Consider the following 20,370-nt stretch of genomic DNA (forward strand, 5'->3'; position numbering starts at 1 on the left):
GCCCTCCGGCGGCCCTACTTCTCCTTCACGAACCCCTCGTCCTCCATCCAGTCCAGCGCGACCTGGTGCGGATCCTGCCCTTGCACGTCCACCTTGGCGTTCAGCTCCTGGGCGACCGTGTTGTTCAGCTTCCTGGTGACCGGGTCGAGGACCTCCGCGATCGCCGGCCACCTCTTCAGCGTCTCGGAGTTGATCGCGGGCGCCGCGTTGTAGTTGGGGAAGAACTTCTTGTCGTCGGCCATCACCACGAGGTTCATGGACTTGATGCGGCCGTCGGTGGTGAAGACCTCGCCGTAGGTGCAACTGCCCTTCTTCACCTGGGTGTAGATGATCCCGGTGTCCATCTGGGTGATGTTCTTCGCCGGGACGCTCATCCCGTACGCCTTCGCCATACCCGGCAGCCCGTCCGCGCGGTTGGCGAACTCGCTCTCCACACACAGGGTCACGGTCCCGGGGTCCGACTTCGACAGCGCCGCCACGTCCGACAGCGTCCTCGTGCCGTACTTCTTGAAGTTGGCCTGGTTCATCGCCAGCGCGTACGTGTTGTTGAGGGACGCCGGCGCCAGCCACGTCACCCCGTTGTTCAGGTCGGCCTTCCGTACCGCCTCCCACTGCTCCCGCGGGTCGGCGATCGGCTCGCTGTTGCCCTGGTACGTGATCCAGGCGGTGCCCGTGTACTCGTACATCCCGTCCGCGTCACCGGACTTGACGGCCTCCCGGGCGCCGATCGAGCCCTGGATGCCCGTCCGGTCCAGGACATCCGCCCCGGCCGCCTGGAACGCGATCCCCATGATCGCGCCGAGGATCAGCTGCTCGGTGAACTCCTTGGACGTGACGGTGAGGTCGGCGCCCTTGAGGGGCAGACCCCTGCCGATGGAGCCGGGCTCGACGTCGTCGACCATCGGCGAGCCGCTGGTGAGGCCGCAGGCGGAGGCCAGGACCAGTACGCCCGCCGTCGCCAGTACGCCCGCGCGCTTCACGTCCCCACCTCCAACCCCCGTGGTCTGAGGAGCAGTTCGGCGAGCGATGCCAGCCAGTCCACCAGCAGGGCGAGGGAGACCGTGAGGATCGAGCCCAGCATCAGCACCGGCATGCGCTGGGTGGTGATGCCGGTCGTGATCAGGACGCCCAGCCCTCCGCCGCCGCCGAAGGTCGCCAGTGTCGCCGTCCCGACGTTCAGCACCAGCGCCGTCCGGACGCCCGCCAGGATCAGCGGGACCGCCAACGGCAGTTCGACGCGGCTGAGCACCCCCAGCGGGGACATGCCGATGCCGCGCGCCGCCTCCAGCAGGGTCGGATCGTTGGCCTTCAGGCCCGCGACGGTGTTCGCGAGCACGGGCAGCACGGCGTAGATGATCATGCCGATCAGTGCCGACTTCATCCCCGTGCCCAGCCAGATCACCAGCAGGGCCAGCAGACCGATCGCCGGTGTCGCCTGCCCCATGTTGGCGAACGCCATCGCCACCGGGGTCGCCGGGCGGAACATCCTGCGGGTCAGCAGGATGCCCAGCGGGATCGCGATGATCAGCACGAAGAACGTCGAGATCACCGTCAGCTCCACATGCTGCCAAAGGGCCTTCGAGACCTGCCCGTTCGACAGGGCGTTCTCGGAGATCGCGTCCAGGTCCGCCTGCTGGAACCACAGCCAGGTCGCCAGCAGCAACGCCACCAGCACGGCGGGCAGAAGGGTCAGCTTCTGCCAGGTGACCCGCCGCCGGGCGACGGCCGGCGGTGGCGGCGCCTCCCGCTCCGCCGGCGCGTCCTCCTCCAGCTCGGGGATGCTCACGCCTTCTTCTCCCCTCCGTCGCCCTCCTGCTCGGCGTGCGTCTGGCGGGCGCGTGCCTCCTCCAGCTCGTGCTGGTGCTCCACGGCGTCCAGACGGTCGGCCTCCAGCAGCTCGTGCACGGAGTTCATGAGCGTCTCCATGTCCACGACGCCGGTGTACTCACCGCGCCGTCCGGTGACCGCGACCCGCCCCGCGTTGTCGGTGAGCACGGCTTCGAGGGCGTCCCGCAGGGTCGCGTCCCGGGTCACCGTGTCGTGCACCAGCGTCCCGGCCCGGGCCAGTGAGCCCTTGGCCCGCATCAGGTCCCCGCGCCTGAGCCACTTGTAGGGCCGACCCCGCTTGTCGAGCAGCAGGATCTCGTTCGTACCGCTGTCCCGGAGCCGGTTGAAGATGTCCTGGAGCGGGTCGTCGACGGTGACCGTCGGATAGTCGGTGATCTCCACGTCCCGTACGCGGGTGAGGTTGAGCCGCTTGAGAGCCGCCCCGGCCCCGACGAACCCGGACACGAAGTCGTCCGCCGGGTTGGTGAGGATCGCCTCCGGGGTGTCGAACTGCGCGATGTGCGAGCGTTCGCGCAGCACGGCGATCCGGTCACCGAGCTTGATGGCCTCGTCGAAGTCGTGCGTGACGAAGACGATCGTCTTGTGCAGCTCGTGCTGGAGTCTGATCAGCTCGTCCTGGAGATGGTCACGGGTGATCGGGTCGACCGCGCCGAACGGCTCGTCCATCAGCAGGACGGGCGGATCCGCCGCCAAGGCCCGTGCGACGCCCACGCGTTGCTGCTGACCGCCGGAGAGCTGACGGGGATAGCGGCCGTGGAACTCGCCGGGGTCGAGCCCCACCAGGTCCAGGAGCTCCTCGATACGGTCCTTGATCCGGCTCTTGCCCCAGCCGACCATCCTCGGCACCAGCGCGATGTTCTGCGCGACCGTCATGTGCGGGAACAGACCGGCCGACTGGATCGCGTAGCCCACCTTGCGGCGCAGCTTCACCGGATCGATGTCGGTGACGTCCTCGCCGCCGATGCGGATCCGGCCGCCGGTCGGCTCGATCAGCCGGTTGATCATCTTGAGCGTGGTCGACTTACCGCAGCCGGAGGGGCCGACGAAGATGACGATCTCGCCCGCCTTGATCTCCATGGTGACGTTGTCGACGGCAGGCTGTGGGCTGCCGGGATACCTCTTGGTCAGGTTCTCCAGCTCGATGGAGGCGCCGGAGGCTTCAGACACGGATCCCCCTGGGAATGGTCAGCCGTCCGATCAGGACGTACGCGGCGTCGAACAGCAGGGCCAGGACGATGATCCCGAGCGTGCCCGCGAGCACCTGGTTGAGGGCGTTCTTGCTGCCCAGGGAGGCGATGCCGCGGAAGATCTCGTTGCCGAGGCCGGGTCCGGAGGCGTAGGCGGCGATGGCGGCGATGCCCATCAGCATCTGCGTGGAGACCCGGATGCCGGTCAGGATCGGCGGCCAGGCCAGCGGCAGCTCGACCCGCACGAGCCGCGTCAGCCGGGACATTCCGATGCCGTTCGCCGCGTCCACCAGCGACGGGTCGAGGCCGCGCAGGCCGACGATCGCGTTGCGCACGACCGGCAGCAGGCCGTACAGGGTCAGCGCGATCACCGTGGGCGGCACGCCCAGGCCGACCATCGGGATGAGCAGACCGATCATGGCGAGCGACGGGATGGTCAGGATGGTCGAGGTGGCCGTCGTGGCGAGGTTGCCGGCCCAGTCGCTGCGATAGGTGACCACACCGATCAGGACCCCGATCACCGTCGCCACGACCATGCACTGGAAGACGACGCTCGCGTGTTGGTAGGCATCCGAGAGCAGCTGCTGATGGCGGTTGCCCAGGTACTCCCAGAACGTCACGCGGTCACCCCATGGCGGCTAGGTCCTCTCCCGGTCCTCGGCCGCCTGCTCCACCAGCGGGATGATCCGCAGCGGAACGGGGTTCTCCATCACGATCGCCGTGGCGGCCCGGACAATGCCATCAAAACCGACAACCAGGTCGATCACCCGCTGAAGATCGGCGTTGGACCGGGCCACGAGACGGCACAGCATGTCCCCGCTGCCGGTCGTGGTGTGCAGCTCCAGGACCTCCGGCACGGTCGCCAAGTGCGCCCGTACGTCCGCTCCTTGCCCCTGCCGGATCTCCAGCGTGGCGAACGCGGTCACCGGATAGCCGAGCGCGGCCGGATCCACCTGCGGCCCGAATCCCCGGATGACGCCATTCGACTGAAGCCGGTCCAGACGTGCCTGCACGGTCCCGCGCGCCACGCCCAGCCGCCGGGACATCTCCAGCACCCCGATCCGCGGCTCCCGCGCCAGCAGCACGATGATCCGTCCGTCCAGTCCGTCGATCCCCACGAGCGCCACCCTTCCCGGTGGTCATCCTGTACAGAGAGCCCGTGGAAACGGGCCCGGCACTGGTCATATTGCACACCTGAAACGCAAACTATTGCGCACCTTGCGTCCGCGGAGAAGGCTGCCGCTATGACGCAGACCACTCACCACACTCCCGACACCGCCCGGCAGGCCGATCCCTTCCCGGTCAAGGGAATGGACGCGGTCGTCTTCGCCGTGGGCAACGCCAAGCAGGCGGCGCACTACTACTCCACCGCCTTCGGCATGAAGCTGGTCGCCTACTCCGGACCGGAGAACGGCAGCCGCGAGACCGCGAGCTACGTCCTGGAGAACGGCTCCGCCCGCTTCGTGCTCACCTCGGTGATCAAGCCCGCCACCACCTGGGGCCACTTCCTCGCCCAGCACGTCGCCGAGCACGGCGACGGCGTGATCGACCTCGCCATCGAGGTCCCGGACGCCCGTGCCGCGTACGCCTACGCGCTGGAGCACGGCGCCCGCTCGGTCGCCGAGCCGTACGAGCTGAAGGACGAGCACGGCACCGTCGTCCTCGCCGCGATCGCCACGTACGGCGAAACCCGTCACACCCTCGTCGAACGCTCCGGCTACGACGGCCCCTACCTCCCCGGCTTCACCGCGGCGACCCCGCTCGTCCAGCCGCCCGCCCACCGCACCTTCCAGGCCATCGACCACTGCGTCGGCAACGTCGAGCTCGGCCGGATGAACGAGTGGGTCGGCTTCTACAACAAGGTCATGGGCTTCACGAACATGAAGGAGTTCGTGGGCGACGACATCGCCACCGAGTACAGCGCGCTGATGTCGAAGGTCGTCGCGGACGGCACGCTCAAGGTCAAGTTCCCGATCAACGAGCCCGCCATCGCCAAGAAGAAGTCCCAGATCGACGAGTACCTGGAGTTCTACGGCGGCGCGGGCGTCCAGCACATCGCGCTCAACACCAACGACATCGTCGAGACCGTACGGACCATGCGGGCGGCCGGAGTCCAGTTCCTCGACACCCCGGACTCCTACTACGACACCCTCGGCGAATGGGTCGGCGACACCCGCGTGCCCGTCGACACCCTGCGCGAACTGAAGATCCTCGCCGACCGCGACGAGGACGGCTATCTGCTGCAGATCTTCACCAAGCCGGTCCAGGACAAGCCGACCGTGTTCTTCGAACTCATCGAGCGGCACGGCTCGATGGGCTTCGGCAAGGGCAACTTCAAGGCCCTCTTCGAGGCGATCGAGCGGGAGCAGGAGCGGCGCGGAAACCTGTGAATGTCAGGTAAATCCACAAGCGCTTTCGCAGAAGCTTGAAACCAGTGAACGGGAGTTGACACTCTCTGGTCCTGTGGACGCCATCGGGGCGTCCGCAGGACCCTGGGGACACCGACCGTGACCGACCGCATCGACCTCGACGTACCGGCGACCCGCTGGCTGAAGGAGAAGGCCCTCAAGGAGGGCACGGTCCTGCAGTCCTTCGCCTTCGACGAGGTGCACCAGCACCTGTACGTCCTCCAGGTGCGCCGCGGTGGCATCGGCGCGGGCAACCTGTGCCTCAACAAGCTCGACCACGACGGCAAGCTGCTCGGCAGCATGAACCTCCAGGGCTTCGGGCACGGCGTCAGCATGGGTGTGCAGAACGCCGCCGACGGCAAGGTCTGGATCTGGACCGAGGCCGACGCCAAGGGCGGCTACGGCCAGGGCGTCACCCGCTTCCAGTTCAGGAACGGCGCCACCCGCACCGGCGAGGACGTCAAGATACGCAAGCCGATACCGGGGTCCACCAACAACCAGCCCTCGGTCTGCATGGCCTCGAAGCGCATCGCCGTCCGCTACCGCGTCAAGGGCAAGCCGCGCTACCGCATCTGGGACCTGGACGCCTTCGTCGCCCGCGAGTACGACCACCCCGTCGCCGACATCGCCCAGCCCGCCGCGCACCCCGACAAGAAGATCCCCTTCCAGGGCTACGCCCTGCACCGCGACCACATCTACCAGCTCGCCGGGACGGCCTACGACGCCGAGACCAACCCGCCCGCCGAGCACGGCAACACCTACCTCTCCAGCGTCGACATCACCACCGGCGAGCTGGTCCAGCGGCTGCGCACCGAGGCCGGCCGCTCCCTCACCCACCGCGAGCCGGAGGGCCTCGCCGTCCGCCGCAAGGGCGGCACGCGGCTGTATCTGGGCCTCGCCTCCGGGGCGGCCGGGGAACGCAGGTTCTCCCTCTACTACAAGAAGCCGAAGCAGTAGGGCGAACGTACGCTGGCCGCATGGCCAGGATCAACGACGTCGGCGGCACCCAGGGCTTCGGCCCCATCGACACCACCGACGACACCGAGCCCTTCCACGCGGACTGGGAGGCGCGGGTCGTCGGCCTCTTCAACACCCTGCGCGGTCAAGGGCTCTTCAACACCAACGAGTTCCGCGACGCGATCGAGTCGATGCCGCCCGCGGAGTACCTGGCGGCGTCGTACTACGAGCGCTGGTTCACCGCGATCTGCGCGCTCCTGGAACGCAAGGGCGTGATCGGGCCGGGTGAGCTGGATGACTGACCGTTTCCCGCCCGGCACCCGGGTGCGCACCTTCCCGCACGACCCGCCGCACCACACCCGGCTGCCCCGGTACGCGCGCGGCAAGCGGGGCGTGATCGTCGAGCCGGAGGGCCCGCAAGAACTCCCCGACATCAGCGCACAGGGGCGCGGGGACGCGCCGGTCGAGCAGATCTACGCGGTCCGCTTCGAGGCCCGTGACCTGTGGGGCGAGGGCGACCATCACGTCGTACTGGATCTGTGGGAAAGCTATCTGGAGGAGGACCGTGCCGATGAGCGGTGACCACCACGCCGACGCGACCATCGCCCGCCGGGTCCGCCGGCTCGAGACCCTGCTGGAGGAGAAGGGCGTGATCACCGGCGAGAAGGTGGACGAGGCGATCGACGCCTTCCTCGCCGCGTCGTCACCGGCGAACGGGGCGAAGGTCGTCGCCCGCGCCTGGACCGACGAGGCGTACAAGGCTCGGCTGCTGGCCGACGGGACCGCCGCCGTGCGGGAGTTGGGCTACATGGACGGCTCCTACCAGCGGCTGCGCGTCGTCGAGAACACGGCGACGACCCACAACGTCATCGTCTGCACCCTCTGCTCCTGCTACCCGCTGCGCCTCCTGGGCCCGTCCCCGAGCTGGTACAAGTCCGAGGCCTACCGCTCCCGCGTGGTCCGCGAACCCCGCGAGGTGCTGCGGGAGTTCGGACTCGAACTGCCCGACACCACGGACATCACGGTGTGGGACTCCAGCGCCGAGTCCCGCTACATGGTGCTGCCCCGCAGGCCCGAGGGAACCGACGGACTCGGAGAGGACGAACTGGCGGCTCTGGTCACGCGCAACGCACTGATCGGCACCGCCGCCGTCTAGGACTCCGCCTCCGCCTCCGCCTTCGCGTCCATCACCGGCAGCTCCTCCACCGGCGGCTCACCCAACGCCGTCAACGCCTCCCGAGCCGTCCGCACCAGCAGCGGCGAGAAGTACGGGTTGATTCGCAACGCCTCCTGGAGATGCCGCCGGGCCGGCCCGTCCTTCTCCAACTCCCGCTCGATCATGCCCCGGTGATACGCGTGCAGCGCGCTGCGCACCCCGCCCCCGTGCACCTTGTCCGTCGCCCGCACCGCGTACCGCAGCGCCTCCTCGTCCTGACCGGCCCGGTGCAGCGCCCACCCCAGCGCGTCGGCCACCGCGATCCCGGGCTGGCGCCGCCACTCCGCCCGCAGCCGCCGTACGGCCGCCTGCGGATCCCCGTGGTCCGCCTCGAACACCCCGAGCACCAACTCCTCGTCGGCCCCGCCCGCCGCGGCACCGCGCACCCGCGCCCGCAGCAGGTCGTACTGGACCTGAGCCGCCTGCCGCAGCCCCAGCGACTCGTACAACTCGCCCAGCTCCAGCGCGTACTGCGGATGCGGCTGCTTGGCCAGCGCCATCCGGTACGCGCTCAGCGCCTCCGAGGTCCGCCCCAGCGCCGCCAGCACCCGCCCCTGTCCGGCCTGCGCGGCCCGCTGGTCGGGGTCGATGCGCACCGCCTCCTGGAAGTGCCGCAGCGCCGGCTCACGGTCACCGCGCTCCCAGGCCAGCTGCCCCACCCGCTCCAGATACGCGGCCCGTTCCGCGGGGGCCTCGGCGCCCGCCGCCGCGTCGGAGAGCTGCGCCATCGCGTCCTCGCGCCAGCCCCGGTCCCGGTACACAGCCCCGGCCCGCGCCATCACGGCGGGCCCGCCGCGCAGCCCCTGGAGCCGCTCCAGAGTCCGCTCCGTCGCCTTCCAGTCGCCGAGCCCGGTGTAGGCGTCGAGCAGCGGCGGATACGTCGTCCAGCGCTTCGGATCCAGCTTCAGCGCGGCCTCGCCCCATCTCTTCGCCGCCCGGAAGTCCCGCCGCGCGTTCGCCAGCGCGGCGAGCCCGCCGAGCGCCTCGGCGTTCCCCTCGGCCCGCACCCTCAGCGACGTACGCAACGCGCGGTCGGCCCTCGGCCAGTACGCCGGTTCCGCCGTCCGCCGCCCCTGCTCCACATACGCCGCCCCGAGCACCGCCCACGACTCGGCGTCCCGCGGATGCCTCCGCAGATGCGTCTCCCGCTCACCGATCAGCGCCGCCAGGTCCGGCAGCGCGGCCGCCACCCCCGTGGTGACAGCCGCCCGTGCCTGCGCCCCCGGGGCGGGCACGGGCGCCTTCGCGCCCGGCGGCTGCGAGGGCAGCACCATCAGCGTCCCGCCGAGCACCAGACACCCGGTGACGGCCGCGATCAGCACCCGCCCCGCGACACGCGAACGCCGGGGGGCCGCCTCCTCATGGTTCTCCATGGCGATCACTGTGCGTCAATACGACGACCACACCCGGGCAGGGGACGGTTGCCGCAGACGGGGTTCACACCGATGGACCCAGGTGCGACGCTGTGATCATGAGCCGTATCGAAGCGCCTCGCGACGAACAGACAGGGAACCTGGCCGACCGTCTCCTGAGCGGTCTGCCCGCCGAGGCCGTCCTGACCGACCCGGACGTCACGGCCTCCTACGCCAACGACATGGCCAGCTTCTGCCCGGCCGGCGCCCCCGCCGTGGTCGTCCTGCCGCGCACGGTCGAGCAGGTGCGGCACGTCATGCGCACCGCCACCGAGCTGCGCGTCCCCGTCGTCCCGCAGGGCGCCCGCACGGGCCTGTCCGGCGGCGCCAACGCCACCGACGGCTGCATCGTGCTGTCCCTGACGAAGATGGACCGCATCCTCGAGATCAACCCCGTCGACCGCATCGCGGTGGTCGAGCCCGGCGTCATCAACGCCACCCTCTCCCGCGCGGTCAACGAGCACGGCCTCTACTACCCGCCGGACCCCTCCAGCTGGGAGATGTGCACCATCGGCGGCAACATCGGCACCGCCTCCGGCGGGCTGTGCTGCGTGAAGTACGGGGTGACGGCGGAGTACGTCCTCGGCCTGGACGTGGTCCTGGCGGACGGCCGCCTGATGTCCACCGGCCGGCGGACCGCGAAGGGCGTCGCCGGATACGACCTGACCCGCCTGTTCGTGGGCTCGGAAGGCTCCCTCGGCATCGTCGTCGGGGCGACCCTGGCCCTGCGCCCGCAGCCGCCCGAGCAGCTGGTGCTGGCCGCCGAGTTCGCGTCCGGCGCGGCCGCCTGCGACGCGGTGTGCCGGATCATGGAGGGCGGGCATGTGCCGTCCCTCCTCGAACTGATGGACCGTACGACGGTCAAGGCCGTCAACGACCTCGCCCACATGGGACTCCCGGAGACCACCGAGGCCCTGCTGCTCGCCGCCTTCGACACCACCGACCCGGCCGCCGACCTCGCCGCCCTCGGCGCGCTGTGCGAGGCGGCCGGCGCCACGCAGGTCGTGCCCGCCGACGACGCCGCCGAGTCCGAACTCCTCCTCCAGGCCCGCCGGCTGTCGCTCACCGCCCTCGAAGCCGTCAAGGGCACCACGATGATCGACGACGTGTGCGTGCCCCGCTCCCGGCTCGGCGAGATGCTCGAAGGGACCGAGCGGATCGCCGAGAAGTACCGGCTCACCATCGGCGTCGTCGCGCACGCCGGCGACGGCAACACCCACCCCACCGTCTGCTTCGACGCGGCCGACCCCGACGAGTCCCGGCGCGCCCGCGAGTCCTTCGACGAGATCATGGCCCTCGGCCTGGAGCTCGGCGGCACGATCACCGGCGAGCACGGCGTGGGCGTACTGAAGAAGGAGTGGCTGGCGCGCGAGATCGGCCCGGTGGGCGTGGAGATGCAGCGGCAGATCAAGCAGGTCTTCGACCCGTTGGGGATCCTGAACCCCGGCAAGCTCTTCTGAGGTCCGTACGCGATCACTCCCCGTCCTTCGACTCGTCGCTCGGCCATGGGTCGCGCAGCCACAGGTCGTCGGCGGGTGTCGGGGCGAGCAGGTCCGCCAGGGCCTCGTCGAGACCGAGCTGCTCGCCCTCAGACCCCGGGGGCACCACCCGCAGCGTCCGCTCCAGCCAGGCCGACACCTGGGCCGCGGGCGCCTCCAGGAGGGCGTCCCCGTCGGGCGAGCTCAGCGCCATCAGGACGACGCTGCGGCCGTCCACCTTCGTCGGCCACACCCGCACGTCCCCGTGCCCGCACGGCCGGAACACGCCCTCCACCAGGAGCTCGCGGGCGAACGTCCAGTTCACCGGGTGGTCGGAGCCGATGTGGAAGGCGACGTGGACGGCGTACGGGTCGTCGGAGCGATAGCTGAGCCGGGCCGGGACCGGGATGCTGCGCTCGGGCGACAGAATGAGTTTGAGCTCCAGCTCGCGCTCTACCACGGTGTGCATGTCGCGTGTTCCCCTCTCGTGTTCTGTCTCGTACGAGTGGAGAGAGGCGGTGCGGCCGGAACCATTACGCGGGTTCGGGAAACTTTTTTCCCGGGGGTTCATGACGTTGCCCAAAAGGGGTGGGTCCGGTGGGACTGGCGGTGGGGGCGCAGCCGGTCTGATAGATGTGGAGCCCCCCATATTCACCCCCGAGCAGATACGGGACGACGGACATGAGCGCCCCAACCCCGGCCCCCGGTGACGACAGGCCCCGCGAAGGGTATTACCCGGACCCGTCCATTCCTGGATATGTCCGGTTCTGGAACGGTGCCGCCTGGGTACCGGGTACGAGCCGGCCGGCCCCGTCGGACGGCGAGGCCCCGGCGTCCCCGGCACCCGCGTCGGTGGAGGAGACGGGCCCGCACTTCTTCGACGAGGACCCGCCGCCCGCGGCCCACCCGTCCGACGCCCAGCACGGCAGCCGTCCCGAACCCGCGTCCGCCTGGGGTGCCGACCGCTCCCGTCAGTCCGGCTTCGGCGGCGACCAGGACCGCCGGATCTCCTGGGGCGCGGCGGCGGGCACCGACCCCCGCGTCCCGTCGGACACGACGAGCGGCGACGGCACGGCGACGATCCCGCCCGCGGAGTCCGACCGGGCGGCCTCGGGCAACACGTTCGTGTTCCGCAGGCCGACACCCGGGGGAGCGGCCCCGTCCGTCCCGGCCACGGCACCGCAGGGCGGCAGCGGACAGGGCACCCCCGGCTCGGGCGGCCCGGGTGCGGCGGGTTCCCACGGTTCTTCTAGTGCGGGTGCGTCCGGCGGTCCGGCCTTCAGCGGCCCGGGCGCGGGCGGCCCGGGTGCGGCAAGCGCCCACGGTCCCTCCGCCTCCGGGCCCGGCGCTTCCGGGGGGCCCGCCTTCGGTGGTGCGGGCCCCTCCGGTGCCGCAACTCCCGGCGTTCCCGCCCCCGGTGGCCCCGTCGCCGACGAGGGCACCATGACGTTCCGGGCGCTTGCCCCGCGCACGCCTCAGCAGGGTGGGGCGCAGGGCGGGGGCACGGGCGGCGCACGGTCCGACGGCGCGGCGGGCGGCTTCGGAGCCCCGCCCGCGCCCACCCCCGGCTTCGGCGCGGGCAAGGCGGCCGCCGAGCGGGCCGCCACCGCGCAGGCCGGTGTCCAGGGCGCCGTCGGACAGGCGGCCTCCGCCGGTCCCGCCGGCCCGCAGCAGGCGACTCCGCAGACCTCGGCCGCCTCCGTCCCCCAGCAGCCCACCCCCATGGCCGGCGGCGCCGGTGGGGGGCAGTCCTCCTGGGCCCAGCAGGTGCACCGCCTTGCCGCCCCCTCCGGCGAGGACCAGCCCGTCGCGCCCTGGAAGCCGCCCGTGGAGGACGTCTTCCAGGCCGCCGCCCGGCGTCAGGCCTCCGCCCGCCCCGCGGGCCTCGGCAAGCGGCTGACCGCCCGGCTGCTGGACACCGTCGTCCTCGTCGGCGTCACCGGCGCGGCCGCCGTCCCGCTCGGCACCAGGGCGCTGGACCACGTCAACGAGAAGATCGACGCGGCCAAGCTCTCCGGCGAGACCGTCACCGTCTGGCTCCTGGACGGCACGACCTCCGCCTACCTCGGCATCGTCCTCGCCGTCCTCCTCGTCTTCGGCGTCCTCTACGAGGCGCTGCCCACCGCCAAGTGGGGCCGCACCCTCGGCAAGAAGCTGCTCGGACTGGAGGTGCGGGACATCGAGGGCGGCGAGCCCCCGACGTTCGGCGCCGCCCTGCGCCGCTGGCTCGTCTACAGCGTCCCCGGTCTGCTCGCGATCGGTGTCGTGGGCGTCGTATGGGGCCTGTTCGACAAGCCGTGGCGCCAGTGCTGGCACGACAAGGCCGCACATACGTTCGTAGCGGGATAGCCGCATACGCCACCGGGGCCACCGGATTCCGTACTCCGGACGGCCGCTCGCCGGATGCGGAACCGTGGGGATCGCGGTCGACTCGGGCCATGAGCAGCGAACCGCCCCCCGGCTCCGGCCAGCAGCCGCCGGAAGACGACCCGTTCAGGAAGCAGCCCCCGCCCTCGGGCGGAGAGGGTTCCCCGTACGGCAGTCAGCCCCCGCCGCCAGGGGACGCGGGCCCGCCGTACGGCAGCCAGCCCCCGCCGTACGGAGGCGGCGGTCCCTACGGCGGCGGTGACCCGTACGGTGGCGGCTCGTACCCGAACGACCCGCTCGCCGGCATGCCCCCGCTCGCCGCCAGCGGCAAGCGCACGCTCGCCCGGATCATCGACATGATCCTCGTCGCGATCGTCGTCGGACTGCTCACCTGGGGCTTCGGCGTCAACGAGTACGACGTGGACCCCGACAAGGTCGAGTACGGCAAGTCCTTCACGCAGTCGCTCATCACGGCCGTGCTCTACATCGCGTACGACACCGTCATGATCAGCCGCTCCGGCCAGACGCTCGGCAAGAAGTGGCTCGGGATGCGGGTGGCGAACCTCGAGAACGGCTCCACGCCCTCCGTGCAGACCGCGCTGTCGCGTTCGGCGGTGCTGTGGATCCCGTTCGCGTTCTGCTGCGCCTGTGTCTGGACCGCGATCTCGGGCGGCTGGAGCTTCTTCGACAAGCCCTACAAGCAGGGCCTGCACGACAAGGCGGCGAAGACGGTGGTGGTCAGCACCAACTGACCACCGGGCACCGTCAGTTCATCAGGAGGCGGCGCGCTCGTGCACCGGCTCGGTCGCCAGTACGGTGACCGACGCCGGTACGGGCGTCTGTGCCGTCTCCGCTGTCTCGGTGGCGGGCTTGCGCACCGCGACCACGCGGGCCTTGGGGATGGGGACCGTCATGGCGACGAGCAGCCCGAGGGCGAGCGCCGCTACGGCGATGACCGCGATCCCCAGACCCGAACTCGTCTGTGACAGCAGCAGCATGGCGAGCGTCGAGAAGATCACGGTGAACGAACCGTAGGCGAGCTGTGCGGCAGTCGGACGAGGCATGGCAATCGTGTCCTCGGAAGTGGGGGTCCACGGGGGTGTCGGCCTGGCTTTCCGCCGTTTTGGGGCGTTCCGCCGAATGACTCTAATCGCGTGCATGCCCGAGCGGAACGAACGGTAAGCGTGACCTAACCAACAGTACCGGTGCATGGGGGGCGCACGGAGTCATACCGTCCACGAAGTGGACACGCGCGAGCGCCGGTCGAGGGTGGCTCGGGGCGTTCTCGAGATGTTCGTAAAGCGGACGTCAGATCCGCATAGTGCAGTTGTCCTGTCCAAGTCAAGGTCTGTCTTTTCTTCTGAACCTCTAGTCAAATGCCGTCACTTGACTAGGGGAGGAAGACTCAGGTGCCCAGCAGACCCTGGACGTTCAGAGCAGCCGCGACCACCGTCGCACTGGCCGCCGCGACGGCGACCATCTCGACCTTCGCCGTCGCGCAGGCCGACACCACCGCGGCACCGGCCGCGGCGCCCCGCACCGATCCGCAGCCGGCGAAGACCACACAGGAGCACGACTTCGACGGCCCGCTCTCCCGGACCCAGGAGGCGCAGCGCGAAGAGGCGCTGAAGCAGGTCATATCCGGCGCCGCCACGGTCAAGAACCGTGACGGCTCCCAGGTCGTCGAGCTCAAGAGCCGCAAGGGCGCCAGCAAGTACGTCGAGCTGGGCCGCGAGCGGACCGACAAGATCTTCACGATCCTCGTCGAGTTCGGCGACCAGACGGACCCCCGCTACGGCGGCACGCCCGGCCCCGCGCACAACGAGATAGCCGAGCCGGACCGTGCCCAGGACAACAGCACGGCCTGGCAGCCGGATTACAACAAGGCCCACTTCGAGGACCTCTACTTCGGCGACGGCACCGCGTCGATGAAGACCTACTACGAGAAGCAGTCCTCGGGCCGCTACTCGGTCGAGGGCGAGGTCACCGACTGGGTCAAGGTCCCCTACAACGAGGCCCGTTACGGCTCCAACTCCTGTGACACCTGCGCGTGGAACGCGGTCCAGGACGGCGTCACGGCATGGGTCGCCCAGCAGAAGGCGGCGGGGCGCACCGAGGCCGAGATCAAGGCGGACATCGCCGAGTTCGACCAGTGGGACCGCTACGACTTCGACGGCGACGGCGACTTCAACGAGTCCGACGGCTACATCGACCACTTCCAGATCGTGCACGCCGGTGAGGACGAGTCCGCGGGCGGCGGCGCCCAGGGCGAGGACGCCATCTGGGCCCACCGCTGGTACGCGTTCGGCACCGACTCCGGCGCCACCGGCCCTTCGGGCAACCTGCTCGGCGGCACCCAGATCGGCGACACCGGCATCTGGGTCGGCGACTACACCATCCAGCCGGAGAACGGCGGACTCGGCGTCTTCGCCCACGAGTACGGCCACGACCTCGGTCTGCCGGACCACTACGACACCTCCGGCGGCGGCGAGAACTCCACCGGTTTCTGGACCCTGATGTCCTCCGGTTCCTGGCTCGGCACCGGCAAGGACACCATCGGTGACCTGCCGGGCGACATGACCGCCTGGGACAAGCTGCAACTGGGCTGGCTGGACTACGACGTGGCGAAGGCCGCGACCAAGTCGAAGCACAAGCTCGGTGTCGCCGAGTACAACACCAAGAACAAGCAGGCCCTCGTCGTCGAACTGCCCGAGAAGGAGGTCACGAGCGAGATCGTGGCCCCCGCACAGGGCGCCACCCAGTGGTGGAGCGGCAGCGGCAACGGCCTCCGGAACACGCTGACCCGGTCCGTCGACCTCACCGGCAAGTCCGCGGCGACGCTGAGCCTCGACGGCTGGTGGGCCACCGAGGCGAGCTTCGACTTCGTCTACACCGAGGTCTCCACCGACGGCGGCACCACCTGGAAGGCGATCGACGGCACCGCGGACGGCGCGGCCCTCCCGCGCGACGCCAGCGGCCAGCCGACGCTCACCGGCTTCTCGGAGACGTACAAGAAGCTGTCGTTCCCGCTCGACGCCTACGCGGGCCAGAAGATCGGCCTGCGCTTCCGCTACTCGACCGACGGCGGCGTGGCCGAGAAGGGCTTCGCGGCGGACCGGATCACCGTGACGGCCGACGGAGCCGCCCTGTTCGCCGACGACGCCGAGACCGCGGACGCGGCCTGGACGGCGAGCGGGTTCACCCGTGTCGGGGCGACCGTCACGGACGACTACGCGCAGTACTACATCGCCGAGAACCGCCAGTACGTGTCGTACGACCGGACGTTGAAGGTCGGCCCGTACAACTTCGGCTTCTCCACGACCCGTCCGAGCTGGGTGGAGCACTTCCCGTACCAGAACGGTCTGTTGATCTGGAAGTGGGACACCTCCCAGGTGGACAACAACACCAGCGAGCACCCCGGCGTCGGTCTGCTGCTGCCGGTCGACTCGCACCCGACGGCGCTGAAGTGGTCCGACGGCACCGCGATGCGCAGCCGCATCCAGGCGTACGACTCGCCCTTCAGCCTGTTCCGCACGGACGGCATCACGCTGCACAACGCGGACGTCGCGAAGAGGATCCCGTCGTCGAAGGGGGTGTCGGTCTTCAACGATCACACCAGCACGTACTACGACGCGACGACCCCGTTCGCGGGCGTGAAGCTCACTGACACCAACACCAAGATCAAGATTGTCCAGGAGGCCCTGAACGGCTCGACGATCTCGCTCGAGGTGGGCCGCGCGGTGAAGTAGTCGGCATTTGCGCAGGTCAGAAGCGAATCGGCGGTGACCCCTGGCGGGTCGCCGCCGATCGTGTTTAGGTGCGTCCTGATGGCTTTCTTATTGACACCGGTGCACACGGGGGTGTGACTGCATGGCCGCAGGAGGTTTCTGCAAGCTGCCGACAGGCAGCGTGGTGGTGGCGCTGAACCTGCCCAGACCCGCCACCGACGGCACGGGCTGTGTCCGTGTCCTCGTCCACGCCCGCAACCGCGCACGAGCCCTGACCAGGCTGCGCAACCTGGGTCTGCGGGCGGTCTACCTGCGTGGCAACGCGGCGCCGCCGACCCCGGACGAGGTGACGGCCGTCCTGCATCATCCGGACGGCCTGATATGGCGTACGGCCCCTGACAACGCTGTCGCGGCGGTGCCCGGGCCGGAGCCGGCCCAGGAGCTGTGGCACCCGATCAGGGCCCTGATCAGGAGGCCGACGGCACCGGCCTAGTCACCGGGCGCCTACGCGACGACCGGCTTCCCGGAGAGTTCCACGCCGGCCTGGCGCAGCTCCTCCAGTGCCCGGTCGGTGGTCTCCTCGGCCACTCCCGCGGTGAGGTCGAGGAGCACCTGCGTACGGAAACCTTCCCGCACGGCGTCCAGCGCGGTGGCCCGTACGCAGTGGTCCGTGGCGATGCCGACCACGTCCACCTCGACGACCTCCCGCTCCCGCAGCCAGTCGGCCAGCGCGACGCCGTTCTCGTCGGCGCCCTCGAAGCCGCTGTAGGCCGCCGAGTACGCCCCCTTGTCGAAGACGGCGTCGATCGCGCCGGAGGCGACGGCGGGGGCGAAGTTCGGGTGGAAGCCGACGCCCTCGGTGCCGGCGACGCAGTGCGCGGGCCAGGAGTGGGCGTAGTCGGGGTTGTCGGCGAAGTGGCCGCCGGGCGCGATGTGGTGGTCGCGGGTGGCCACCACGTGCTGGTAGCCGGAGCCGCCGGCGGCCTGTCCGATCAGCTCGGTGACGGCGGCGGCCACATCGGCACCCCCGGCCACCGCGAGACTGCCCCCCTCGCAGAAGTCGTTCTGTACGTCGACGACGATCAAGGCGCGGCGCATGGTGGGTGTCCTTCGACTAAGAGTGAACTTACGAGCCTAGAGACTTCGACGGCGCTGCGGGAGGGCGCACCAGCTTTAGCTACCCGAGCGCCCGTGTACGTACTCCGTCGGAATGACCGGTTCCCCGCGCGACAGCTGGGTCGCCGACAGCGGCAGCCCGTCACGCGCGGCCGTGTGCCGGTCCCGTACGACGTCCAGCGGCTCGCGCGCCACGACGTCGCCGCTCTTGACCAGTTCGACGAGGAGCTGCCGGTCCACGAGGTCGGCCGGGACGGCCCCGGTGCCGACCACCTCGGTCTCCGCGATCCCGTCCGCGTCCAGCCGCCGGGCCGCCCACTTGCGGCCGCCGACGGAGGTCTTGCCGCCGGAGGACTTCTTGGCGACCGGCACCAGCGGCGCCTTCACGTCGGCGGACTCGGCGCGGGCGACCAACTTGTAGACCATCGAGCAGGTCGGGTGCCCGGAGCCGGTCACCAGCTGTGTGCCGACGCCGTACGCGTCCACCGGGGCCGCCGCGAGCGAGGCGATGGCGTACTCGTCGAGGTCCGAGGTCACGATGATCTTCGTGTCCCGGGCGCCCAGCTCGTCCAGCTGCTGCCGTACCCGGTGGGCCACCAGGAGCAGGTCGCCCGAGTCGATACGGACCGCGCCCAGCTCCGGTCCGGCCACCTCCACCGCCGTACGGACGGCTTCCGTCACGTCGTACGTGTCCACGAGCAGCGTGGTGCCCCGGCCCAGCGAGTTCACCTGGGCCCGGAAGGCGTCCCGCTCCTGGTCGTGCAGGAGGGTGAAGGCGTGGGCGGAGGTGCCGACGGTCGGGATGTTGTAGCGGAAGCCGGCCGCGAGGTCGGAGGTGGAGGCGAAGCCGCCGAGGTAGGCGGCGCGGGAGGCGGCGACGGCGGCGAGCTCGTGGGTGCGGCGGGCGCCCATCTCGATCAGCGGGCGGCCCCCGGCGGCCGAGGCCATCCGGGAGGCGGCCGCGGCGATCGCGGAGTCGTGGTTGAGGATCGAGAGGATCACGGTCTCCAGGAGCACGCACTCGGCGAAGGAGCCCTCGACCCGCATGATCGGTGAGCCCGGGAAGTACACCTCGCCCTCGGGGTAGCCCCAGATGTCACCGGAGAACCGGTACGAGCCGAGCCAGTCCAGGGTCTGCGCGTCGACGATGTTCCGTTCACCCAGGAAGCGCAGGACGTCCGCGTCGAACCGGAAGTTCTCGACGGCGTCCAGGACACGCCCGGTGCCCGCGACGACGCCGTACCGGCGCCCGTTCGGCAGCCGCCGGGTGAAGACCTCGAAGACGCTGTGCCGCTCGGCGGTTCCGGCCTTCAGTGCGGCCTGCAACATCGTGAGCTCGTACTGATCCGTGAAGAGTGCCGTCGAGGGAACATCCACCGGCAGCCCAAGGTCCGCTGTGTTCATAGGACGGGATAGTACTCCCTTCTCGTCGGTGTGACGATTTCTGTGATGCGTGGCAGCATGGGCCATGTGACGTCACCCGCTCCCGTAGAGATCGAACGCACCGAGTCGGCGGAAGAGGTCTTCGCCGTACCCGAGCCGGACGTCCCCTGGGTCACCATCGTCCACAACGACCCGGTCAACCTCATGAGCTACGTGACCTATGTGTTCCAGACGTACTTCGGGTACTCGAAGGACAAGGCCACCAAGCTCATGCTCGACGTTCACCACAAGGGCCGGGCGGTCGTCTCCAGCGGATCCCGCGAGGAGATGGAGCGCGACGTGCAGGCGATGCACGGCTACGGTCTGTGGGCCACCCTCCAGCAGGACCGGAAGTAGCTGAACTCACCTTCATGCCTGGACACTTCGAACCGCTCCCCGGCGGCGGCGCGGCCGTCGCGCTCGACGACGTCGAGATCTCCATCATCCGCTCACTGGCCGTCCAGCTCCTGGAGCTCATCGGGCCAGGGCCCGCCGAGGACGCCCCCGACGACCCGCTCGCCGAACTCTTCAACGACGGCCCCAGCGAGCCGCCCTCCGACCCCGTGCTCAGACGCCTCTTCCCGGACGCCTACAGCGACCCCGAGGGCACGCCCGGGCCCGAGGAGGCCGAGGAGCAGAAGGCGTACTCCTCGGAGTTCCGCCGCTACACCGAGAACGACCTGCGGGCCGGCAAGCGGGACAGCGCCCTCGCGGTGATCCGCTCCCTGGACGCGCTGAGCCCGGTGGGCGACGGCGGGGCGGTGCTCAAGCTGTCGCCGGAGGAGTCGCGCCTGTGGCTCGGCGCCCTCAACGACCTGCGCCTCGCGATCGGCTCCCGGCTGGAGATCGCCGACGAGGAGGACACCGACCTCCTCTACCGGCTGCCGGACGAGGACCCCCGTAAGCCGATGGTGATGGCGTATCTGTGGCTGGGCGGTCTCCAGGAAACCCTCGTGACGACGCTGCTTCCGTAACCTTCCGGCGCAGTTTGTGATGTTTTTGTGTTCGCTCAGCGGACGCTCAAATCCGGATAACGATCACGTCACCGTGCTGATGGCGTATGCCCACTCCGGTATTTGTTTGTCCGCTTCTTCCTGTGCTCTGCGCCACATCTCGCACAGGTGATCAATATTGCGGCCGTGATAAATCTTCACGACCGCCCGACGAACACCACCCGTATGTTCGCTCGGGTGCGCCACCGAGCCGGTAACCGCCGGCCAGGCAGAAAGCT

General features: G+C 70.1%; 22 protein-coding genes. 12 read left to right on the top strand and 10 right to left on the bottom strand.

What is annotated here, in order from left to right:
• Positions 1–14: 14 nt before the first annotated feature.
• The 5 genes from ACIOHP_RS22945 to ACIOHP_RS22965 all read right to left on the bottom strand — a co-directional run bounded on the left by ACIOHP_RS22945 (position 15) and on the right by ACIOHP_RS22965 (position 4,153).
• Positions 15–902, bottom strand: a complete 888-nt coding sequence (locus tag ACIOHP_RS22945) for a glycine betaine ABC transporter substrate-binding protein (protein WP_401890821.1) — start codon at positions 900–902, stop codon at positions 15–17.
• Positions 903–976: 74 nt separating this feature from the next.
• Complete coding sequence (locus ACIOHP_RS22950; protein WP_401890244.1) at positions 977–1,786, bottom strand: ABC transporter permease; 810 nt, start codon at positions 1,784–1,786, stop codon at positions 977–979.
• On the bottom strand, positions 1,783–3,015 hold the full coding sequence (locus tag ACIOHP_RS22955) for a betaine/proline/choline family ABC transporter ATP-binding protein (protein WP_401890246.1): 1,233 nt from the start codon (positions 3,013–3,015) through the stop codon (positions 1,783–1,785). Before ACIOHP_RS22955 ends, ACIOHP_RS22950 begins: the two co-directional genes overlap by 4 nt.
• Positions 3,008–3,655 carry an ABC transporter permease gene (locus ACIOHP_RS22960; RefSeq protein ID WP_401890248.1) on the bottom strand — a complete coding sequence of 216 codons (648 nt, stop codon included), beginning with the start codon at positions 3,653–3,655 and terminating at the stop codon, positions 3,008–3,010. The genes ACIOHP_RS22955 and ACIOHP_RS22960 overlap by 8 nt, the downstream gene beginning before the upstream one ends.
• An 18-nt stretch (positions 3,656–3,673) precedes the next feature.
• On the bottom strand, positions 3,674–4,153 hold the full coding sequence (locus tag ACIOHP_RS22965) for an Lrp/AsnC family transcriptional regulator (RefSeq protein WP_361495380.1): 480 nt from the start codon (positions 4,151–4,153) through the stop codon (positions 3,674–3,676).
• A 126-nt stretch (positions 4,154–4,279) separates the two neighbouring features.
• Here ACIOHP_RS22965 and hppD point away from each other — a divergent pair, with 126 nt between their 5' ends.
• From hppD to nthA, 5 genes are all read left to right on the top strand, one after another.
• Entirely contained in the window at positions 4,280–5,425 is a 1,146-nt protein-coding gene (gene hppD / locus ACIOHP_RS22970) for a 4-hydroxyphenylpyruvate dioxygenase (protein ID WP_361539601.1), read from the top strand.
• A gap of 117 nt (positions 5,426–5,542) precedes the next feature.
• Positions 5,543–6,400, top strand: coding sequence for a Teichoic acid biosynthesis protein C (Precursor) (locus ACIOHP_RS22975; RefSeq protein WP_401890251.1), 858 nt, complete (start codon positions 5,543–5,545; stop codon positions 6,398–6,400).
• Between the two features lie 20 nt (positions 6,401–6,420).
• Positions 6,421–6,702 carry an SH3-like domain-containing protein gene (locus ACIOHP_RS22980; RefSeq protein WP_307030063.1) on the top strand — a complete coding sequence of 94 codons (282 nt, stop codon included), beginning with the start codon at positions 6,421–6,423 and terminating at the stop codon, positions 6,700–6,702.
• A complete protein-coding gene (locus ACIOHP_RS22985) occupies positions 6,695–6,982 on the top strand; it encodes an SH3-like domain-containing protein (RefSeq protein ID WP_401890254.1) in 288 nt (95 codons plus the stop codon). Before ACIOHP_RS22980 ends, ACIOHP_RS22985 begins: the two co-directional genes overlap by 8 nt.
• Positions 6,972–7,556: a nitrile hydratase subunit alpha gene (gene nthA, locus ACIOHP_RS22990; protein WP_401890256.1), complete on the top strand. Its 585-nt coding sequence runs from the start codon at positions 6,972–6,974 to the stop codon at positions 7,554–7,556. Before ACIOHP_RS22985 ends, nthA begins: the two co-directional genes overlap by 11 nt.
• Here nthA and ACIOHP_RS22995 read toward each other — a convergent pair.
• The gene (locus ACIOHP_RS22995) at positions 7,553–8,989 is read right to left on the bottom strand and encodes a tetratricopeptide repeat protein (protein WP_401890259.1); all 1,437 of its coding nucleotides are present in this window, start codon (positions 8,987–8,989) and stop codon (positions 7,553–7,555) included. The two genes, nthA and ACIOHP_RS22995, sit on opposite strands and share 4 nt — an antisense overlap.
• Positions 8,990–9,081: 92 nt before the next feature.
• Here ACIOHP_RS22995 and ACIOHP_RS23000 point away from each other — a divergent pair, with 92 nt between their 5' ends.
• Positions 9,082–10,488 carry an FAD-linked oxidase C-terminal domain-containing protein gene (locus ACIOHP_RS23000; protein WP_361495368.1) on the top strand — a complete coding sequence of 469 codons (1,407 nt, stop codon included), beginning with the start codon at positions 9,082–9,084 and terminating at the stop codon, positions 10,486–10,488.
• A 13-nt stretch (positions 10,489–10,501) separates the two neighbouring features.
• Here ACIOHP_RS23000 and ACIOHP_RS23005 read toward each other — a convergent pair whose 3' ends face one another.
• Positions 10,502–10,975, bottom strand: coding sequence for an SsgA family sporulation/cell division regulator (locus tag ACIOHP_RS23005; protein ID WP_361495366.1), 474 nt, complete (start codon positions 10,973–10,975; stop codon positions 10,502–10,504).
• Between the two features lie 212 nt (positions 10,976–11,187).
• Here ACIOHP_RS23005 and ACIOHP_RS23010 point away from each other — a divergent pair, with 212 nt between their 5' ends.
• Positions 11,188–12,855 (top strand): RDD family protein, encoded by a 1,668-nt coding sequence (locus tag ACIOHP_RS23010; RefSeq protein WP_401890263.1) that lies wholly within the window; start codon positions 11,188–11,190, stop codon positions 12,853–12,855.
• A gap of 89 nt (positions 12,856–12,944) precedes the next feature.
• On the top strand, positions 12,945–13,625 hold the full coding sequence (locus ACIOHP_RS23015; protein ID WP_401890266.1) for an RDD family protein: 681 nt from the start codon (positions 12,945–12,947) through the stop codon (positions 13,623–13,625).
• Positions 13,626–13,646: 21 nt separating this feature from the next.
• Here ACIOHP_RS23015 and ACIOHP_RS23020 read toward each other — a convergent pair whose 3' ends face one another.
• Entirely contained in the window at positions 13,647–13,937 is a 291-nt protein-coding gene (locus ACIOHP_RS23020) for a hypothetical protein (RefSeq protein WP_365398710.1), read from the bottom strand.
• Between the two features lie 345 nt (positions 13,938–14,282).
• Here ACIOHP_RS23020 and ACIOHP_RS23025 point away from each other — a divergent pair, with 345 nt between their 5' ends.
• A complete protein-coding gene (locus tag ACIOHP_RS23025; protein ID WP_401890268.1) occupies positions 14,283–16,622 on the top strand; it encodes an immune inhibitor A domain-containing protein in 2,340 nt (779 codons plus the stop codon).
• A 121-nt stretch (positions 16,623–16,743) separates the two neighbouring features.
• Positions 16,744–17,094, top strand: a complete 351-nt coding sequence (locus ACIOHP_RS23030; protein WP_361495356.1) for a hypothetical protein — start codon at positions 16,744–16,746, stop codon at positions 17,092–17,094.
• A gap of 11 nt (positions 17,095–17,105) precedes the next feature.
• Here the strand turns inward: ACIOHP_RS23030 and ACIOHP_RS23035 are convergent, their stop codons facing one another.
• Together ACIOHP_RS23035 and ACIOHP_RS23040 are read right to left on the bottom strand one after the other, a co-directional pair.
• Positions 17,106–17,699 (bottom strand): isochorismatase family protein, encoded by a 594-nt coding sequence (locus tag ACIOHP_RS23035; protein ID WP_361539571.1) that lies wholly within the window; start codon positions 17,697–17,699, stop codon positions 17,106–17,108.
• Between the two features lie 75 nt (positions 17,700–17,774).
• The gene (locus tag ACIOHP_RS23040; RefSeq protein WP_361539568.1) at positions 17,775–19,121 is read right to left on the bottom strand and encodes a nicotinate phosphoribosyltransferase; all 1,347 of its coding nucleotides are present in this window, start codon (positions 19,119–19,121) and stop codon (positions 17,775–17,777) included.
• Between the two features lie 57 nt (positions 19,122–19,178).
• On the opposite strand from ACIOHP_RS23040, the gene clpS reads away from it, so the two are divergent.
• Positions 19,179–19,496 (top strand): ATP-dependent Clp protease adapter ClpS, encoded by a 318-nt coding sequence (gene clpS / locus ACIOHP_RS23045; RefSeq protein WP_142152253.1) that lies wholly within the window; start codon positions 19,179–19,181, stop codon positions 19,494–19,496.
• A 14-nt stretch (positions 19,497–19,510) separates the two neighbouring features.
• Positions 19,511–20,113, top strand: a complete 603-nt coding sequence (locus ACIOHP_RS23050) for a DUF2017 domain-containing protein (protein WP_361539565.1) — start codon at positions 19,511–19,513, stop codon at positions 20,111–20,113.
• Positions 20,114–20,370: the final 257 nt, after the last annotated feature.

The organism is Streptomyces sp. NPDC087859, from assembly GCF_044742595.1.
GTDB lineage: Bacteria > Actinomycetota > Actinomycetes > Streptomycetales > Streptomycetaceae > Streptomyces > Streptomyces canus_F.

What these genes read in the sequence shown, in the direction of transcription:
- ACIOHP_RS22945 (WP_401890821.1), bottom strand. Translation starts at nt 902, where the DNA reads ATGGTCGACGACGTCGAGCCCGGCTCCATCGGCAGGGGTCTGCCCCTC.
- hppD (WP_361539601.1), top strand. Translation starts at nt 4,280, where the DNA reads ATGACGCAGACCACTCACCACACTCCCGACACCGCCCGGCAGGCCGAT.
- ACIOHP_RS22980 (WP_307030063.1), top strand. Translation starts at nt 6,421, where the DNA reads ATGGCCAGGATCAACGACGTCGGCGGCACCCAGGGCTTCGGCCCCATC.
- ACIOHP_RS22985 (WP_401890254.1), top strand. Translation starts at nt 6,695, where the DNA reads ATGACTGACCGTTTCCCGCCCGGCACCCGGGTGCGCACCTTCCCGCAC.
- nthA (WP_401890256.1), top strand. Translation starts at nt 6,972, where the DNA reads ATGAGCGGTGACCACCACGCCGACGCGACCATCGCCCGCCGGGTCCGC.
- ACIOHP_RS22995 (WP_401890259.1), bottom strand. Translation starts at nt 8,989, where the DNA reads ATGGAGAACCATGAGGAGGCGGCCCCCCGGCGTTCGCGTGTCGCGGGG.
- ACIOHP_RS23005 (WP_361495366.1), bottom strand. Translation starts at nt 10,975, where the DNA reads ATGCACACCGTGGTAGAGCGCGAGCTGGAGCTCAAACTCATTCTGTCG.
- ACIOHP_RS23010 (WP_401890263.1), top strand. Translation starts at nt 11,188, where the DNA reads ATGAGCGCCCCAACCCCGGCCCCCGGTGACGACAGGCCCCGCGAAGGG.
- ACIOHP_RS23015 (WP_401890266.1), top strand. Translation starts at nt 12,945, where the DNA reads ATGAGCAGCGAACCGCCCCCCGGCTCCGGCCAGCAGCCGCCGGAAGAC.
- ACIOHP_RS23020 (WP_365398710.1), bottom strand. Translation starts at nt 13,937, where the DNA reads ATGCCTCGTCCGACTGCCGCACAGCTCGCCTACGGTTCGTTCACCGTG.
- ACIOHP_RS23030 (WP_361495356.1), top strand. Translation starts at nt 16,744, where the DNA reads ATGGCCGCAGGAGGTTTCTGCAAGCTGCCGACAGGCAGCGTGGTGGTG.
- ACIOHP_RS23035 (WP_361539571.1), bottom strand. Translation starts at nt 17,699, where the DNA reads ATGCGCCGCGCCTTGATCGTCGTCGACGTACAGAACGACTTCTGCGAG.
- ACIOHP_RS23040 (WP_361539568.1), bottom strand. Translation starts at nt 19,121, where the DNA reads ATGAACACAGCGGACCTTGGGCTGCCGGTGGATGTTCCCTCGACGGCA.
- clpS (WP_142152253.1), top strand. Translation starts at nt 19,179, where the DNA reads ATGGGCCATGTGACGTCACCCGCTCCCGTAGAGATCGAACGCACCGAG.
- ACIOHP_RS23050 (WP_361539565.1), top strand. Translation starts at nt 19,511, where the DNA reads ATGCCTGGACACTTCGAACCGCTCCCCGGCGGCGGCGCGGCCGTCGCG.